Genomic DNA, 17,554 nt, shown 5'->3' on the forward strand with positions numbered 1-17,554 from the left:
AGATCGGCTCGCTCGCCCCCGGACCCCCGGAGCCCGCGATCGGAAGGAGCACGGATGTATCAACAGATTGACGCGGCCATGATCAGAATGTCGGTCTTTCCGCTTACCTCGACGACGCCTTCCTGGCCCGGCGAGAGCGCCACCCTCGAACAGATTCGTACGTGGCTGGAGGAAGTATGGGCGGACCTCCCTCGCGCGGAGGCGATCGGCCACGCGGCGCCGCTCCTCACGAACGCGGTTCGCACGGCGATCGACGGCACGGCACGCCCTGCGCGCGTGCGGCGGACCGGGCGGGCTGTGGCCCGCTATCTGGTGAGAATGCGGTACCGAGCCACCCCTTTCGGCCTCTTCGCCGGCTCGACCACCGTGCGTTTCGGCCAGGAGGCACATGTTCACCGGGGCAGTCGTCACCGCGCCTACGCCTGCGCCGACTCCACCTGGCTGCACGAGATCACCGCTGCCCTGGTGCACGACCCGGCCGTGCTACCGCATCTCACGGTCGTGACCGACCCGACCTGCACCGTGCGCGGGGCCCGGATCGTCGTCGCGAATCAACCCGGTACGGACGGGCCGACCGACACCAGCCTGCGGCGGACTCGCGCTGCCGAGACGGCGCTCGGGATCGCCCGCTCCCCCGTCCAGGTCCGCGACCTGGTCGACAAGCTCCACGCGGGCTACCCCGATACGCCGAAACCGGTCGTCCAGGAAATGGTGCGCGACCTCGTCTCGCACCGGGTGCTGCTGACCGGTCTCCAACCGCCGATGACGTGTACGGACACGCTGGGCCACCTGATCGCGCGTCTCGACGAAGCCGGTGCTACGACGAGGACTGCTCAACTCCGCCCGATCCACCGGCTTCTGCACCAGCACGACCACGCGCCCGCCGAGGACCAGCCGCGCCTGCGGGCGAAGGCGGCCGAAGCGATGACCGCGATCACTCGCGTCACCGCGAGCCCGCTCATGATCAATGTCCGCCCGGACTGCGACGTCGTCCTGACGTACGAGGTCGCCCGCGAGGCAGAACGCGCCTTGGCGGTGATGGCCCGCATCACGCCGTATCCACAAGGCTCTCCCGCGTGGAGCGACTATCGGGCGCGGTTCCTGGAGCGCTACAGCATGGGCAGCGTCGTTCCCGTACGTGAACTGACCGACCCCGACACCGGGTTAGGCTTCCCCGTCGGCTTCCGAGGCACCGTGCTTCCCCGCCCCGTACTCGCGACGACATCCCGCGACGAACACCTCCTCGCCCTCGCCCAGGACGCCGCGCTCACCGACAAGCGCGAGATCGTCCTCACCGACGCGGACATAGAAGCCCTGTCCCTCGGCGAACCCGCCCAAGTCCCCGCTCACGTCGAGCTGTGCTTCACCGTGCTCGCACCGTCCGCCCGCGCGTTGACCGAAGGCCGCTTCAACCTCTCCACCGTCGGCCTGTCGCTGGTCGCCGGCACCCTAACCGGCCGCTTCCTGCCCATGCTGGAACCCGCCGAACTCGCCCAGGTGGCGGCCGGTTACACCGCGCTGCCGACGCTGACCGACGGCGCGGTGCGAGCACAAATCTCCGCGCCACCGCTCAAGCGTCAGACGCACAACGTCGGCCGAGCACCTCTACTCGCCGCAGAAGCAGTGGCCATCGGCGAGCACAACACGGTCGCCGCTCTCGGCCTCGACGACCTGGGGGTCACCGCCGATTCCTCACGCCTCTACCTCGTCTCCCTCTCTTCCGGGCGGATCATCGAGCCGTCTGTGATGAACGCCGTCGAGCTGAGCACAGCGACCCATCCCCTGGTGCGCTTCCTCTCCGAGCTGCACCGTTCCCACGCCGCGATCCTCATCCCCTTCGCCTGGGGCGCTGCGGCCCGACTCCCGTTCCTACCCGAAGTCCGCTACGGCCGCACCATCCTGTCCGGCGCCTGCTGGCGGCTGCGCGCCCGCGACGTGGCCGAGCCACGGGAATGGACGAAGCACTTCACCAACTGGCGTATTCGATACGGCGTCCCACGCACTGTGACCGTCGGTTCCGACGACAAGCAGCTCCGCCTCGACCTCGATCTGGCCGCCGATCGTGACCTCCTGCGCGCCGAGGTCGACCGTCATGGCACCGTCGTTCTCCACGAAGCGCCGGAGGAAAGCGCCTTCGCTTGGATCGGTCACGCACACGAAGTGACCGTTCCGTTCGCCGCCAACCAGCGACCCGTGCCACCCCCGACCCGCGGTGCCGCGTATGTACGCGAGGCCGCGCGGATACCCGGCTCCACTGACTGGGCCTACCTGAAGGTCTACGGCAGCGAGGCGCGCGTCCCTGACGTGCTGACCGCCCATCTGCCCCGGTTGCTGGCCGAGTTGGAGGACGCCTCGGAGTCGTGGTTCATCCGCTACGCCGACCCCGACGCGCACCTACGCGTACGGCTTCGACTGCCCGACACCGACGCGTTCGGCCGGGTTGCACGAGAGGTGGCCGCGTGGGCGGCTGAACTGCGCGAAGAGGGCCTGATCCACCGTGTCCAATGGGACACCGACCAACCCGAGACCGGCCGCTACGGCACCGCCGCCGCGCTCGCCGCCGCCGAGACGTACTTCGCCGCCGACTCGACCGCCGCCCTGGCCCAGATGCGGCTCGCCGTACAGGCCGACCTGCGTCCCGGCGCCACTGCGGCGTCGTTCGTGGACATCGCCAGCGGCCTTCTCGGCTCGCGATCGGCCGGGCGTGACTGGCTGATACGGCACCTGCCACGCAGCGACGGCACGGCAGCACCTCGCTCCGCGCAGGCTCTCGCTCTGCGACTGACCGATGACGACGGCCCGAGAGCGGCCCTGGATGATCTCGCCGGAGGCGGTGCCGTAGGGAGTACCTGGACGGAGCGGCGCGAGGCCCTCGTCCGCTATCGCCAGGCACTCGACGCTCAGGGAATCACCCCCTCCACCGTCCTGCCGTCCCTGCTCCACATGCACCACAACCGCGTCGCGGGCATCGACCTCGACGCCGAAGCCACCTGCCGCCGTACGGCCCGCGCCGCGGCTCTGTCCTGGACCATTCGTTCCCAAGGAGCACCTCGGTGACCATCGCCCCGTCCGCCGACGCCTCGCTGTCTGCTCGGCAGTCCCTCGCACACGGTCCCCTCGGTACCGCTCTGCTGGCCGTCGAGCGGGCACGCCGCGGCACCGGCGACTGGCACGACGTGCACCGCGCACTTGCCAACATCGGCCCCCTGATAGGCAGCCCCGACACCAGCCTCTTCCTCGGCCCCCCTGCGATGGCCTTCGTCCTGCACCTCGCGGCCGACGGCACGAACCGATACGGCGGCGCACTGCGCACCCTCGACGGCATCGTGACCACCCACACGCATCAGAGCCTGGCCGCGGCACATGCCCGTATCGACGCCGGACGGTGCCCGTCGTTCGCGGAGTACGACCTGTTCCGCGGGCTGACCGGCATCGGCGCCTTGCTCTTGCTCCGGTCGCCCAACAGCCCCGAACTCAAGGGCGTCCTGGAGTACCTCGTACGCCTCACCGAGCCCGTCGTCCACCCCGCCAGCGGCGAGTCCCGGCCCGGCTGGTGGGTCGCACACGCCCCGGCCAGCGACCCGACGGCCACCCCCGGCGGACACGCGAACGTGGGCATGGCGCACGGCATCACCGGCCCCCTTGCTCTCCTCGCCCTGGCCAAACGCGCTGGCGTCACCGTGGCCGGGCACGACGGCGCCATGGTCCGGATCTGCCGGTGGCTCGACCAGATTCGCCAGAGCGACCACGGTGGTCCTCGCTGGCCGCGATGGATCAGTGCCCGTGGGCCCGCTCCAGCGCTCCCCTGTACGCCGTCGTGGTGCTACGGAACTCCAGGGCTCGTTCGTGCACAGCAACTCGCTGCCATCGCTCTTGGCGACAGTGATCGCAAACGGATGGCTGAACGGGCGCTGCTGCGCTGTCTGACCAATCCATCCGAACTCTCCAGGGTCGCCGACCGCGGTCTGTGTCACGGCGTCGGCGGCGTCCTCCGGACCGTCCAGCGTGTCGCAGAGGACGCCGACGACCCGACTGCTTTCGCCCGCCACCTCGGCCCCCTCGCCATCCGGTTCCTGATGGCCGAGACTCCGCAGGAAGGCGGATTCCTGGTCGGAAGAGCCGGTGCCGCCCTCGGCTTCCAGGACGCCGAATCCGGCGCCGCGCCCCAGGGCCGGTGGGACGCCTGTCTCCTCCTGACCTGAGAAGGAGCAGTGTGCCCCAGGACACGAACCGCACGGAGGACGCCGTCCTGGCCGTCCTCGGCGGGATCCCCGTAGCCGAAGCCGCCCGGGCAGCTCACACCACGCCCGGCCGCCTCTCCGAAGCGATCAAGCACTACCGCGCCGCAGGCCGAGCCTCCCTCGACGCCCAGCCCTCCGATTGGCACCAGGTCAACATCCGCTTCGCCGACTACCCCACGGCCGAAAGCGCCTTCCACGCCTACCTCCTGCCCGCCCTGCGGTCCGGGCCCGTGGGCGCCTGGTGGTTCGTACGCAAGCACCCCCACTGGCGGCTGCGCTACCACCCCGGACTTGACGCCACCACCGAAGACGCCACCAATCACATCAGCGCCGCGCTCGACAGCTCCGCCTCCTGGGGCGTCACCACGAACTGGCACCCCGCCCCGTACGAACCAGAAACCACCGCCTTCGGCGGCCCGACCGGCATGAAGCTCGCCCACGAGCTGTTTCACGCCGACAGCCTCGGCGTCCTCGACTACCTACACGCCGCGTCCGACAGCAGCGAGAGACTCCCGGACGCCAAGCTGGCTTCCCTTCTCGCCATGACACTGATGATGCGTGCCGCTCACCTGGAATACGGCGAGCAGGGAGACGTATGGGCGCGCGTGGAAGAACGCCGCCCACTCCCCCAAGACGTCACCCCGGACCAAATCAGCACCATGGTTGCCCCCGTGCGCCGCCTACTCCTGACCGACGCCCGCCCGCTTCTCGGTTCGGGCGCCCTCGCCCCCGTGAGCCCCTGGATCGCGGGCCTCGAACGCAGCGGACGGAACCTGGCAGACGCCGCCGAGAACGGGCAACTCAGCCTCGGCGTCCGCGGCATCCTCGCGCGCCACATCATCTTTCACTGGAACCGAATGGGCTTTACCGGCCGACAGCAAGCCGTCTGGTCCCGCAGCGCCCGAGAAACCATTCTCGGCAGCTTAGGTGAAGGTAAGATACGCGCCCAGAACACCCTTCTCTAAGGGCTGTCCCGTAAATGATCTCTTAGGGCCTTGGACTTGGTGGGCTGCTGTGCGGCCGGGGTGGTTTATCCGGCGAGGGCGAGGTTGTGCATCTGAGCGATGCCGAGCATGGCGTGGTGGACGCCGTCGCCTTTGAGGCGGCAGTCGCGGAGGATCTTCCAGGTCTTCATGCGGGCGAAGACGTGCTCGACGCGGGCGCGAACCTGTTTGTGGGACTTGTTGTGGGCCTGCTTCCAGCCGGGCAACTCTTCTCCCTTGCGGCGGCGGTGGGGCATCACGAGTCCGGTGCCCGGATAGCCTCCGTCCGCGATGGTCACCGTCGTGCCGACGGCAGCCTTCGCGCCGGATTCCTCCCATGCCTTGCAGTCGTTGCGGTTGCCGGGCAGCGGCCGGCCGACGACCACGACGAGCCGGGTGTCGGCATCGATGACAACCTGGTGGTTCGTGGAGTAGCGGTAGTTCTTCGACTGCTCGGCCACCGAGTGGTCGCGGGTGGGCACCAGGGTGCCGTCCACAATCAGGACGGTGTCCTTCGCGAAGCGCTGCCTCGGCTGGACTGCGAGTTTTGGCCCGAGATGGTCGATGATTCGGTCGGCGGCAGACTTCGAAACGCCGAACAACAGGGCGAGTTGGCGCAGCGTCAAGTTGGTGCGCCAATACGCCGCGACCAGCAGTGCCCGGTCCTCCAATGGCAGGCTCCACGGCCTCCCTCGCCGCGGCTCGTCCGAGACCTCACGCCGCACCACGGTCATCAGCTCGCCGAAGCAGCGCGGGCTCAGCCCGGTGAACGGGGCTATCCAGGACGGCTCCGACGCCGTGATCACACCAGCCACACCAAGATCATCTCATCGTATCCAACGTGACCGCCTTTACATCGAGCCAGACTTGGTGGATGGAGACGAACGCCCCGTGGTCGCTGGCAGATGCCTGGGACTGGGTGGAGGAATGCGCGCGGTCCGCCGACACCGCGGCGCAAGGAACCGACTCGTGGGTTCCTCCTGTCGCAGAGGAGTTGGTGCTGGCCGCCAGGGCGAGCGCGTTGGACCAGTGGTATCCGTTCACCAGCCACAACTTTCTTCGGTTCGTGGACGGCCCAACGTTCTGGATGCGTGGCGCACACAACGTGAACGAGCTGGCGGGGTCCATCTCTTTCGACACCGGCGAGCCGGAGGGCCGTCCCACTTTCCGAGTCTGGAGCGGCCTCCTCCTTCGGAAGCCCGACCCCGTACTCGTACTCGCCACGCCGAACGCTGGCGAGGCCGTAGACGCACTGGTAGGGCTGTCACCGGCTCACGCCGTGGAGAGCCGCCCGTAACGGCGTCTTCTCGCGCGGCATTTTCGGGACAGCCCTTAGTACAGACTGAGCTGATGGCTTAGGCAGGCACGGTACAGATGACGAACGCTCTGGATGCAGCGTAGGCAAGGAGTACTCGGTGGAAGATATTCTCGGTCGTTACCCAAAGTCGGGGACGGTACTTGCTCACCGAAACCTACGGCCATTCCGTAACGCTCGGCTGGTCTGGGAGGACGACTATCCTGCAGCGCAGCTCCTCATTGAGCGAATGTGCCAGGTGTGGGGCGGCGTCGGCGATCTATTGGTCCCTATTTCCCGCGAGGGCATCGTGGATGAGTCGTACCTACACCTTCTAAAGCACAGCGAACTTGATACGTTGAGCTCACGCGCGCTGGGCACGACAGAAGACGATATTCGGCACCAATGCGAGCAGTTGGCCGAGCGGGTCCGTTTGCCTCTACACCGACGCTTGCAGGAAGTCCCCGTCCTGCTGGTCGTTGCTACCCGGGAGCGGGACAAACTGCGGCCCGTCTCGGTGACCCATGTGCCGGACGATGATCGTTGGGAACTGGCGTACACCACGATGTTGGGCCGGCTGCCTGAGGAGCCGACTCCAGATCTGCTGAAGTTCTCCCGGGCCCGCGACGATTTGAGTTTCGAGGAAGTACTCGACGTACAACGGCAGACCGCGGACACACCGGGCCCGGAGGACTTGGCGGTACGGTGTCGGCAGGTAAATCCGGTGGGGCTGAGCCGCACTGGATTGTCGCCAAAGCGCTCTCCTTGGACATCCAACGCCGTGGACGGGTGGCTCACAGACTCTCAGCAGGCGGCGCGAGACCTGGGCCCTGGTTTGTGCGTGCTGTACGAGCCAGGGAATCTCGCCGATGCATGCTTGTTGTGGAATCTGCGCGCCGCCCACGGTTGGCGACCCATGCTGCCCATTGCCGTGCCTGTGCTGCGCCGCGACGGGGCAGTGGACGTCGATGAAATGCACACGCTGATCCAAGCCATGATCGAGCAACCTCTGGTGGGCGAGTCCCGCTGGCTCCCGGGAATGGCCCTGACCTCAGCAAGTCTGGCGGAGGAGGAACTAGCCGCCGTCGCGGCGAAGTTCCTGCCCCATCGCATGTACACCCTGACGCCGGGCGAGGCACTGGCGCCAGGGCCAGCGCCGCTCAGCCGCTCCTCGACCACCACTCTGACATTTAGTAGTGGCCGGGCGTTGGTGACGACGTTGACCAGCGAAGACCGAGAAGTGTTGGCATTGCTGGATTGCGATGCCTCCGTACGGCTGAATGTTAGCGTCGATCGGAATCCCATCCCGCCCATGGTGCCGCTACGCAAAGGACGCTGGTACGCGGGCTACGGCGGTGGCGGCGCAGTCATCAAGGCCGCCGAGACTGGTGTGGGCGAGGTGCTGTGGCCACAATCTTGGACATTGCTGGAGGCTGCCGCACTTGAACACGGCCTGACCGTGCGCGAGTCAGTATCCGGTCGGCATGCCCTGGCCCTGACGGAGTTGGCAGGCGGCCCGTCTGGCGTACGGTGGCTGGCTCACCGCCGTCTGCTGGAGTTGCTGCATGAGACCGCAGCCAGCACCTCGATGAGCTGGTTCAAGAAGCGGGCGAATTCGTTGGCGCAACAAGTCGCACAGGCACAGGAAGATCCCGAGGCGGCCATGGCGCAGTTCACCAGGCTGCTTCAGGACGTCAATATCAGCCATGATGCCGAGACGTCCGGGGTATTCGATCTAAGTGCCCTGAGTAGGACACTCAACAGCAAGAGATCCGCCGAAGCATGGCTGCGATGGGCGCTCCAGCAGCATCTCGTGGAACGTGTCGTCAACTTGCGCTGCCCGCAATGCGGTTGTAAAGTTCTGCGTCCGGTGGAAGAAATCAGCTCGGTCCGATGCCCTCGTTGCGGCCGGATGATGGACGATCCGTTCGATCTTACTTCGCTGACCTTCCGCTATCGATTGGCTGAATCACTTCGCCGATCACTCGATGATGATTCCGTATACCACGCGCTGATCATGCGCTGGCTGATTTCCGCCCTGGCAACACGGCCGGGCTATCTGGTGGGCGCGCATCCGGGAGTCGAGTTCTACCAGGACGGAAAGCAGATCGGCGAGGCTGACATCGTTCTACTGAGGGCTGATGGCAGCGTTATCCCTGCGGAAGTCAAACGCCACGGACGGCAACTCACCGATGAAGAGGTAAACAAACTACGCCGAATCGCCGAGCGACTAGAGTCTCCTGCCATCATCCTCGGTGCCGGTGACAGCAGTACAGACTGCCCCGACGCCCTAGGCTTCGATGACGATGAAGACGGCTCCAGCCGAGTGGTCACAAGTGACTTCTGGCTTGCCCCATACGCTCGCCCCACCATCGACGGCGGCGGGCTCCCTCGCTGGTCCAGGGCCGAGCAAAAAATTCCCAAGGCTGCCGACCACGAGAAGAACTTCTGTGAGCAGATCATTCACGCCAGCGATCGTGGCTTCGGCGCCGAAGACCCCGTACGAGATCTCTTCTAGCCGTCCCGCGCCAATCCGGCTTCCTGGGGGAATGCTCGCACGGGCACCGTCAGAGGTCGATCCGCTTCGGCCATGCGACTCGCCGCAGTCGCGAGGGCGGCCAGGACCGCTTCGTCTGTGATCTTGAACCAGCCGTCGCGGTCGCTCATCCACCACGTGGACTGGTAGACGGCGAACTGCTTGATCGTTTCGCTGAGGTATCGGGCGTCGCCTGCGGTCACGGCGGTGGTCATCTCGTCGTGGGTGATCTGCGCGGTGCTGCCCGGCGGGATACGGCCCGCTCGTGCGCGGAGGTACTCGGGGCGTTCCTCGGAGGTGGAGTTGGTCATGTCTGCTCCCCTCCTACGGCCGGATGTCGGGCTTGGGGGCAGGGGCGGCTGGACGTGGTGGAGGCTGGGTTGGCGAAGGGGTGGGCTGATCGATCCGGTGGTTGGCCGGGGTCGGGGAAGGCCCGGTTATCCGTTGTTCGCTTCCGCCGTGGGTGAGGCTCGCCGCTTCTGCGGAGAGGGTCGTAATGAGTTCGTCGGCCAGGAGTTCGCTGCCGATCTCCACCGCGAGGCCGACGGCAACGGCAGTTTTCGCCAGCCGCGACAGGTAGTCGGCGTGCGAGGTGGCATAGGTGTCCTGCGCCGACAGGTCGGGGCGCTGTCGTTCTATCTCCCAGATGACCGTCAGTTCCTCGACGGGCTCGCCGCGTTCCGTCACCGCGATGATGGCGGCGTAGATCTCCCGGCGCGGGCTCGGCTCGAAGGCCTCGGTCGTGAGCCACTCGACTTGGGCGACTTGGCTCGGGTACGTCATGAGGCAAGCGAGGAGCAGTTCCTCCTGGTGGGCTCTGGTGCCCGGAGTCGACAGGGGAACATCGGCCGGGACGTACAACGCTGGTGCGGGCTCGGCGAGTTCGGCGACCGCCGCTGTACGGGTCTGCTGCCGTAGTGCCCGAGCGAGCCGGTCGAGCTGGTGATCTGGGCGGGCTGCGGCTTCGGCGGTGACGGCGTCGGCGTAGGCGGCGAGGTCCCGTCGGACCGCTGCTTCCTCGACGAGCCGGCCGTAGACGGTGATGCTCGCGACCCCACGGCTCGCTTCGGCGAGCGTGCCGAGGTAGTCGGACGTAACGCTCGGGAGATTGACCCGCTCGGCGACGGCGGTGAGTACGTTCGCCACCTCGGGACCGAGGCTGCTCTGCTCCAACAGGGCCGCGTAAATCGCGCGGTTGGTCGGATGCGCGAACGCCGACGGCTTCAGATAGGGGACGTCCAGGAGGCGGCCCCGGTCGACCAGCGCTGCACCGATCAGTGCCTGCTCCGCCCGGAGCACGAGAGAGGGGTCGTTCACGGTGTGTCCCTTGTGTCTTGCTCATCAGCGTGAGCGAGTTCTTGGTCGCTGGTGAGCCTCGCGCGGACCGTGGCGTCCTGGGCAGCGCCCAACCGGTCAGCGGCGAGGTCGAGTTGGGCGGCAAACGTCGGCGTGGTCACCATCGCCCAACCCCCGCTCCTCTCCGCCAGCCACCAGGCGCCCTCGTAGCGGACGTACTCGGAGATTGACGGGCTGAGCGGTCGTGCTTCGCCCACGCTGATCGCCCGTTCCATGGCGTCGGCGTCCAACTGGTCCACGGAGGAAGGCGCGCCAGCGCCAGCGACGAGGGTCGAGGGCGGGATTCGGGCCCAGGGGTCGGCCCTCGCCCATCTCGCCTGGAGCTCGGGGGACTGCGACGCGAGGTCACCGGGCGGGACATGCCCCGTACGGCAACTGGCCGCGTAGTGGGAGGCGGCGCTGGCGATGACCGTACGCAGCTCGGTGTGCCAATAGCGCGCGGCTTGGCCGGAAGGCTGCTCGGCGGAGTAGATCTCCTGCCGCCAGAGCATGAGCGCCCACAGTTCCTCGATCAGTCCGGGGTGCTCCGCCCAGCAGTCGGGAAGCCGGGACTCGACGGAGAGTTCGTACCGGTCGTAGAGCCAGGTGACCCAACCACGCAGCTCTGTCCACGCCGTGTCGCGCTCGGCCACCGACATGCTGTGCCATTCCACCAGCGACAAGGACGGCTGGCCGGAACGGCGCCCGACGGCAGTCCGCACCCCCGTCGCTCCGGGCCGCGGTCGGGGACGACGAACACGTGGTCGGCGCTTCAGACGGCCGATGACCGCGAAGGGAGCGGCTCCCGGCGACATACCGCTGGAATCGACGGCGCTCATACGGTCTTCCCCCGGCGGTAGTTGTCGGCCCAGGCGACCGACTCGGCGTACGCGTCCCGGTCCGGTCCTTCGTAGTGGCGCTCCATACGGACCTTGACCGCGGGCGTCGTGGCGTGGATGACGAGGGCTTCGCGGTCCAGTTCGTCGAGAACGCGGATCTCCTCCGGAGTCAGCGTCTTGCGATCCTGAAGCGTGGTCTGCACCGTCGTGCCGTGCGGTCCCGCCTGATAGGTCGTCAAGAACTCGCGGTAGGTGCCCGCCAGATCGCTGAAGGCGTCGAGTTCTTTCCCGGACAGGCCGCCGAGGGCCACCTTGATCGTTGCCGAGCCCCAGAGCATCTCCGCGCCATCGATGCCCCAGCACTTCCGCGCCTGCGCCTGGCTCTGGAGGATGGCCAGCACGAAGATGCCGGTGCCGCCCGCGAAGGAGATCAGCTCCGGAAGATGCGGCAGCGGGCTGACGTTGGCGACCTCGTCCAGGAGCAGGCCGAGGGGTGGGTCGAGCCGACCGCCCGGTGACTCGTTCGCGATCCGCGTCGCTGTCTCGATCACCTCGTCCACAAAAGCCGAGGTCAGTGGAGCGAGGGCCTTCGCTTGCTTGTCCTTGACCAGCAGGTAGATGGTTCCGCCCGCCCGCAGCCACTGCTCGATGTCGAGCCCGTCACCTTCGTCGGGGACGAAGGTGCGCTTGGCCGCGCTGGAGAACAGCGGCGTCAGCGCCGTCTGCACGGTGGTGAAGAGGTTAGAGCGCGTCTCGCTCGGGTTTCGATACAGAGAGTCGAGCATTTTGGCGATGCCCGGTTCAGCGCCCGGCGCCTTGGCCAGCAGCTTCACCGACTCGTCCAGCGAGGCGTTGAAGCCCCACTCCAGGACGTGAGCCATGGTTCGCCCGGTGAGCGCGGCGGTGTGCAGCCAAGCTGCCAGCAGGGAGGTCGCGGTCAGTCCGAAGTAGCCCGCGCCGCTGGAGTCGGTCGACGTCTCCGACTTGCCTACGGTGACCATGACGTCGGCCCGTTCCATGGCCTTCCCGAAGTCCTCGCACCCTGAGGTGGGCGACCACTGGACCTGGTCGGGCCAGTCGACCATGCCGGTCGGAGCCATGACGAGGACAGGACCTCGGGAGCGACGGAGAAGAACGGTGTTCGTCAGAACGTCCGGCCTGATGCTGGTCACCAAGGCGGGGCCGTTCCAGGACCGCAGCCAGGGGATGACCACTTGGGACGTCTTGCCCTGCCGCGGGGCGGCGAGCACGATCACGCTGCTCTCGACCACGGCCCAGAGCAGCGTTCCGCTCACGGCCCGTCCGAGGAGTACTGCGACGTCAGGTGGTCTGATTTTCGCGCCTCGTAGGGAGGGGCGAACCGTTGCGCCGCGCCGTACGACGGCCCTGGCGGACATCGCGCGGTCCAGCTGTGCCGTCGAGGCGAAGCCGCGCACCGATCGCCCGCGGTTCGCGAGCCGGAACACCGCGACGGCCAACGCCACGAGGCCGGAGAGCACCAGGGCGCCGGAGACGGCGAATCCCGCACGACCGGGTAGATCGGCCTGCGCCGTTCGTGGCCACGCCAGCTTCGGGTTGTCGAGGTGGTGCGGCAGCTCTCGCGCCACGGCGAAGGACCGGCCGAAGGCCACGGGTGGCCATCGGGCGTGCGTGAGGAGCCCGGCCAGTTGGCCCGTGGCCCATGTACCGATCGTGATGAGCGCGACGCCGAGTATCAGCAGGATGATCAGGTAGTCCGCTGGCTCCGCGAGGAGCGGTCTACGTGCGACGGTGGAGTTGCTGGCGACCATTCAGACCGCCATGCGCTCGTTGGTGTAGTAGAGCTGGCGCTCCAGCGGCGACAGGATCGCCTGGACGACATGAGAACTGGACCGGCCGATCTTCCAGATGGCCCGCCCGATCTGCTCCCCGCTCCACGACGCGATGTGCGCGCACTCGGTGTCGGTCAGGCCGATGACTTCGCGCGTCATCGCCAGGGGCTCGGTGTCCTGGCGCAGGCAGATCCGTACGTCGCACGACGCGATCAGATTGCGCGCGATGCTGACCTCTTCGCTGCCGGCCGCGCCGACCGCCTCGAAGTCGGCCAGCCTGTGCGTGCTCAGCACCTGGATGGTGCCCTGGGCACGGCTCAGCCGAAGGTCGGAGTCCAGCTTGCGGACCATCGCGGGTACGCGCATGGCGCGCCAGAGCTCGTCGCGTACGACCAGGCGAACGGGACCGCCGGGTTCGTCGATGGCTGCTTGTCCCCAACTGGACACACAAGCCAGGGTCATGGCCACGGTGTCGTCACCACGGCCGTCGATCCTGCTGAGGTCGACGGTCTGGATCGGGGCGTCGAAGTCCGGTCGTACGGTCGTCGATCCGTCGAAGAGTCCGCTGAGCGAGCCGCGCACCATGTTGCCGAGGGCGTCGGCGGCCGGGCGGATCATCTCGCGGAGTTCGGCGATGCTGCGGTCGCGGATCCGCAGTTCCTCGGCCATCTCGGGAAGGGGATCCCGCAGGAGAGACCACACCTGCGGGATGGTCGGGTCGACCAGGGTGGTGTTGGCGGTCGCCTGCCCTGAGGCGTGATCAATGGCGAGGGAGAGCGCAGCCTCCTCCGTCGGGGTGAGATCGCGCCCGCGGCGCATCACCAGGAGCGAGGAGAGGAGGGTGATGCGGCGGCGATGGATCTCGTCAAGGCGCTCGCGGAGTGCTTCTGGGTCCGCGGGGAGATTGTGGCCCAACGGCCCGGAGTCCAGAGGGTTGAGGCGGTTGCGCAAGCCGGGGCCGAGTTCGACGGGGTCGACGCCGAAGGCACGCGCGAGCGGCGCGTACTCGTTCTTGATGTCCCCGAGCACGAACGTACGGACGCCGTACGCGGCGAGTCGCGTCACCAATGACTTCACCGTGGCGGACTTCCCCGCGCCCGGCACGCCGGTGATCAGCATGTTGGGATTGGTGATCAGCCCACGGTGGAGCCATTCGATCGGGTGGCAGGAGAACGCTCCGCCGCTGAGGCAGTCGACGCCGACGTAGACGCCAACGGGCGGCATCGACGCGCCGTACAGCCATGGGTAGAGACCCTGCACTTGGCCGGTGCTGCCGCGGAAGACGGGGACGGGCGGCGTGATCGGCGCCCGGCCTGAGAAGGGCCGGGCCCACCCTCGTCGCGGCGGGATCGGTTCCTTGCGCGCCTTCGGCGGTTTGGGCGGACGTGTCCGCTGGGGCGCGACTGCGGGCGTGCCGAGCACCTGACCGAGATCGAACGCAGGTAGGTCCGCGGCCCTCTTACGAGCCAGATTGGGGCTCATCGTTCACCACCGCTTCTTCGGCAGACCCATGCCGACCGGCAGCGCGGAGACGGCGAAGCCCAAGTCCTGGGCCCAGTACATGCGGTGGACGTCGATGTACGCCCCGGAGGCGTCCGCCTCCAGTGCAGCGCAAGCGTCTTCGAGGTCGGACGGATCGGTGACGGTGACGGTGACGTAAGCCGTATAACGCACGAGGCCGTGCCCGGCGGCGCGCTCGGCGTCCTGGGCCTCGGCTCGTTGAAGCGCGGCCTTCTCGTGCTCGGGCACGATCTGGCCCGTCTTGTTACGCATGCTCACCGCGACATGGCGGGACGTGCGCTCACGCATCACGTCGCGCTCGGCGGCGCGAGGCGCGAGCGGCTGGATGTGCATGGAGAAGGCGCGACGATGCGCGCCCTCGGCCAGTAGTGGTGCGAGCGCCGTCGAAAAGACCTTGTTGCGTGGCCAGTCGGCGACCCAGTACGTCACCGACACCGCGCCGTCGTGGACGTAGCTCGTACGAGTCGCCTCGGCGGCGACCGGTCCGGCGTGAGCGGTGGACACGCCGGGGGCTCCCCCAGGCTCCAGCCCGCGGGTCGCCGCCGCGATCGCCGAGGCGCGGCGCTCCGCGAGCATCCGAGAGCTGTGAGGGTCGAACGCTGTCCGCAGGACTTCCGCGAGGTCGCGCGGCGCGAGCCACCCTTCGACCTGAAGGTCCGCGGAGGCAATGGACGATGTGAGCGCCCGGAGATGACGGACGAGTACGGTCGCCGCGCCCGCGGTTCCACCGCCCGCTCCCTTGATGGCGCCGGCGGCGCGCGAGGTGTCGAGCGTGACGGCGAGGTACGCCTCGCGTTGCGATGTGGCGAGGGTCGCCGTGGACAGCAGGCTTTCGGTGATCTCCACCGCGGCGCTCGGCGCGTCGTCGTTGAGGTGATCGGCATGCCACCGGTGGAGCGCGGCTCCTGACTCGGGCACCAGCCTCTGCATCGTTTGGATGCGGATGATGGGACTGCCCTCGGTGCACAAGCTGGACAGCAGACTCCCCCACCCACCGACCCGTTGATCACGTCGCGCGGAGTCGACAAGGCCCAGGCCGGGGAACTTGATACGAGCGACAGCCGTGACCGTGCGGTCGATGCGGTGGTGGACGACCGCCATCGTGCCACCGTTGTCGACGGCGGCCTCCAGGATGGTGAGAGGCGCGAGGACGCCGGGCAGATCCATAGACGGCGCCGCTCCAGCCTGTCCTGTCTTGGCCGTTGGGGCAAAAGGACCCGACAGGAATTTGTGCTGGCCGCGGGCGCGGATGATGGAGAAGGACACGAAGGCGACCGCCCATTCGTCAACGGTGCGTCCGGCGAGGCGGACGAAAGCCAAAATGATCAGCAGGATGGAGACGGGCCAGGTGACGACACCGGCCTGGAGCCGCGAAGACGCGAGCGGCCAGATGAGGCAGAGGATCCCCGCTCCGAGCATCGCGACCCGCTGCGTGCTCATGCCGAACATGAACGGCGTCTTTTCCTGCTGCCAGCCGTAGTAGGTACGCGAGGCGCTCTCGGTGACGCTCATGCGGTGGGACCTCCTTCCTTCGGTTCAGCGGGGTTGGGGGGCGGCGACTGCTGAGGGGCCGCAGGTGGGGAGGGGCTGAAGGGCTCGGCGTTCTGCGAGCCGTCGTCGGGCGGGGCGGACGTGACCGGCAAGCTCGGCGTTCCGTTCAGGAGGGCCTGCTCGGTGTCCTGCTCGGCATGAACGTTCGTGCCGCCACCCGCGGGGGCCGCCGCGTACGGACTGTCGGCCCAGCCTGAGGTCTTCTCGCTGTTCTGGCCGCTGCCCGAGGATGCGGGGCTCGCACCGCCACGCACACCGGGGCCCGCCGCTGTCCCGTACTGCTGGGGCCCCTGATAGCCAGCGTGACCAGCCATCTTGTCCATCCCTCCGGCTACGGTCGCAGAAGCTTTCTGGGCAAGCTGGAGTCCGGCCATCGCTATCGCTCCGATCGGTCCGCCCGCTGCGGCTCCGGCCGCTTGGCTCGCGCCGCCTGCTCCCGCTCCAGCTGCCGCTTGTCCCGCGCCGCCCTTGCTGGCGAAGCTGGCCATGGTCCGGTCCGCGGTCGCTCCACCGAACTCTTCGGGTGACATGCCCGCCGGTCCGCCACCGCCACCAGCGCTCATTCGGCCACCGGCGAAGCCGAGCACCGCGCCGAGGCCAGCGGCGCCGCCGGCCTGCACGCTGGCGAATGAGAAGAAGCGCGCCACGGTGGGCCAGGCGACAGCGGCGAGAAGCAGAACGAGCATGCCGGAGAGCGTCGTCTCCAGATCTTGTGAGTCTCCAGCCAGGCTGAAGCCGAGCGCGAAGACGAGAGCGATGACCGGCTTCAGGATGATCAGCTGGACGGTGGCGGTGACCAGCTTCGACCACCACTCCTTGGTGCCCTCGGAGACCATTCCGGCCGCGGAGATCGGCGACGTGGCGATGAGGACCGCGATGGCCGCGTTGCGCAGCAGCATCTCGAACCACAGCACGGCCGTGAGCAGGATCCCGAGGATGCCGAAGATGAGGAGGAGTGATCCGCTGGTGCTGGGATCCCAAGCGATGAGCTTGGCCAGATTGTCGGAGAACTCCTTGGTACCGCCGAACGTGTTGTCCACGATGAATCGGGTGATCTCGTCGCTCGCAAGCAGTGCCGTCGAGGCGACCGTCAAGGTGAGCATGAAGGCCAGCGCGGCCTTCCCGACGCCCACCAGGCCGGTCGCGAGCGCCGAGCCGTCGTGGGTGATGGCCGTCCTGATCACTTGGCCCAGGAGCAGGAGCACCGCGACGAGGCTCGCGAGCCCGAGGGAGATCGCGTAGACGTTCCGGAGACCGGATGACGCGAGGTCGACGTTCGGGATCGAGACGAACGCCTTGGCGAAGGACTGCAGAATGCTCGTCGCCGCGTCGGCGAACGACTTGCAGATCGAGTCCCATGCGGAATTGACGATCCCGGAGGTCGCCGGGCCGAGGATCGGTCCCGCGACGCAGGCGACGGGGTTCGTGATGCTGCACGCCATA

The 17,554-nt window shown here is 67.8% G+C and carries 13 protein-coding genes; 5 read left to right on the forward strand and 8 right to left on the reverse strand.

What is annotated here, in order from left to right:
• Positions 1 to 54: 54 nt before the first annotated feature.
• Genes ACFY9V_RS06960 through ACFY9V_RS06970 form a run of 3 tightly spaced genes read left to right on the forward strand, consistent with a single transcriptional unit; the run spans position 55 to position 5,206 of the window.
• Positions 55 to 3,057 (forward strand): thiopeptide-type bacteriocin biosynthesis protein, encoded by a 3,003-nt coding sequence (locus ACFY9V_RS06960; protein WP_391159907.1) that lies wholly within the window; start codon positions 55 to 57, stop codon positions 3,055 to 3,057.
• Positions 3,054 to 4,202, forward strand: a complete 1,149-nt coding sequence (locus ACFY9V_RS06965; protein WP_391159910.1) for a lanthionine synthetase LanC family protein — start codon at positions 3,054 to 3,056, stop codon at positions 4,200 to 4,202. Before ACFY9V_RS06960 ends, ACFY9V_RS06965 begins: the two co-directional genes overlap by 4 nt.
• 11 nt (positions 4,203 to 4,213) lie before the next feature.
• Positions 4,214 to 5,206 carry a thiopeptide-type bacteriocin biosynthesis protein gene (locus ACFY9V_RS06970; protein ID WP_391159912.1) on the forward strand — a complete coding sequence of 331 codons (993 nt, stop codon included), beginning with the start codon at positions 4,214 to 4,216 and terminating at the stop codon, positions 5,204 to 5,206.
• Between the two features lie 65 nt (positions 5,207 to 5,271).
• On the opposite strand, the gene ACFY9V_RS06975 is transcribed toward ACFY9V_RS06970, so the two are convergent.
• Complete coding sequence (locus tag ACFY9V_RS06975) at positions 5,272 to 6,039, reverse strand: transposase (protein WP_391159913.1); 768 nt, start codon at positions 6,037 to 6,039, stop codon at positions 5,272 to 5,274.
• 59 nt (positions 6,040 to 6,098) lie between these two features.
• Between ACFY9V_RS06975 and ACFY9V_RS06980 the strand changes: the two genes are divergently transcribed.
• Both ACFY9V_RS06980 and ACFY9V_RS06985 read left to right on the forward strand, forming a co-directional pair.
• A complete protein-coding gene (locus ACFY9V_RS06980; RefSeq protein ID WP_391159915.1) occupies positions 6,099 to 6,521 on the forward strand; it encodes a hypothetical protein in 423 nt (140 codons plus the stop codon).
• A 118-nt stretch (positions 6,522 to 6,639) separates the two neighbouring features.
• The gene (locus tag ACFY9V_RS06985) at positions 6,640 to 9,036 is read left to right on the forward strand and encodes a hypothetical protein (RefSeq protein WP_391159917.1); all 2,397 of its coding nucleotides are present in this window, start codon (positions 6,640 to 6,642) and stop codon (positions 9,034 to 9,036) included.
• Here the strand turns inward: ACFY9V_RS06985 and ACFY9V_RS06990 are convergent.
• The 7 genes from ACFY9V_RS06990 to ACFY9V_RS07020 form a co-directional block, all read right to left on the reverse strand.
• A complete protein-coding gene (locus ACFY9V_RS06990) occupies positions 9,033 to 9,365 on the reverse strand; it encodes a hypothetical protein (protein ID WP_391159919.1) in 333 nt (110 codons plus the stop codon). The genes ACFY9V_RS06985 and ACFY9V_RS06990 overlap by 4 nt on opposite strands.
• Positions 9,366 to 9,378: 13 nt before the next feature.
• Positions 9,379 to 10,371 (reverse strand): DnaB-like helicase N-terminal domain-containing protein, encoded by a 993-nt coding sequence (locus ACFY9V_RS06995; protein ID WP_391159921.1) that lies wholly within the window; start codon positions 10,369 to 10,371, stop codon positions 9,379 to 9,381.
• Complete coding sequence (locus ACFY9V_RS07000) at positions 10,368 to 11,111, reverse strand: hypothetical protein (RefSeq protein WP_391159923.1); 744 nt, start codon at positions 11,109 to 11,111, stop codon at positions 10,368 to 10,370. The genes ACFY9V_RS06995 and ACFY9V_RS07000 overlap by 4 nt, the downstream gene beginning before the upstream one ends.
• Before the next feature lie 113 nt (positions 11,112 to 11,224).
• On the reverse strand, positions 11,225 to 13,018 hold the full coding sequence (locus ACFY9V_RS07005) for a TraM recognition domain-containing protein (RefSeq protein ID WP_391159925.1): 1,794 nt from the start codon (positions 13,016 to 13,018) through the stop codon (positions 11,225 to 11,227).
• Entirely contained in the window at positions 13,019 to 14,263 is a 1,245-nt protein-coding gene (locus tag ACFY9V_RS07010; protein ID WP_391159927.1) for a helicase HerA domain-containing protein, read from the reverse strand.
• 261 nt (positions 14,264 to 14,524) lie between these two features.
• On the reverse strand, positions 14,525 to 16,072 hold the full coding sequence (locus tag ACFY9V_RS07015; RefSeq protein ID WP_391159929.1) for an SCO6880 family protein: 1,548 nt from the start codon (positions 16,070 to 16,072) through the stop codon (positions 14,525 to 14,527).
• Positions 16,069 to 17,553 carry a hypothetical protein gene (locus ACFY9V_RS07020; RefSeq protein WP_391159931.1) on the reverse strand — a complete coding sequence of 495 codons (1,485 nt, stop codon included), beginning with the start codon at positions 17,551 to 17,553 and terminating at the stop codon, positions 16,069 to 16,071. The genes ACFY9V_RS07015 and ACFY9V_RS07020 overlap by 4 nt, the downstream gene beginning before the upstream one ends.
• Between the last annotated feature and the right edge of the window lies 1 nt (position 17,554).

It is taken from the genome of Streptomyces sp. NPDC008317 (genome assembly GCF_042955955.1).
GTDB lineage: Bacteria > Actinomycetota > Actinomycetes > Streptomycetales > Streptomycetaceae > Actinacidiphila.

Coding starts and splice junctions, on each gene's coding strand:
- ACFY9V_RS06960 (WP_391159907.1), top strand. CDS start 55: ATGTATCAACAGATTGACGCGGCCATGATCAGAATGTCGGTCTTTCCG.
- ACFY9V_RS07015 (WP_391159929.1), bottom strand. CDS start 16,072: ATGAGCGTCACCGAGAGCGCCTCGCGTACCTACTACGGCTGGCAGCAG.
- ACFY9V_RS07020 (WP_391159931.1), bottom strand. CDS start 17,553: ATGGCGTGCAGCATCACGAACCCCGTCGCCTGCGTCGCGGGACCGATC.
- ACFY9V_RS06990 (WP_391159919.1), bottom strand. CDS start 9,365: ATGACCAACTCCACCTCCGAGGAACGCCCCGAGTACCTCCGCGCACGA.
- ACFY9V_RS06980 (WP_391159915.1), top strand. CDS start 6,099: ATGGAGACGAACGCCCCGTGGTCGCTGGCAGATGCCTGGGACTGGGTG.
- ACFY9V_RS07005 (WP_391159925.1), bottom strand. CDS start 13,018: ATGGTCGCCAGCAACTCCACCGTCGCACGTAGACCGCTCCTCGCGGAG.
- ACFY9V_RS07010 (WP_391159927.1), bottom strand. CDS start 14,263: ATGCCGCCCGTTGGCGTCTACGTCGGCGTCGACTGCCTCAGCGGCGGA.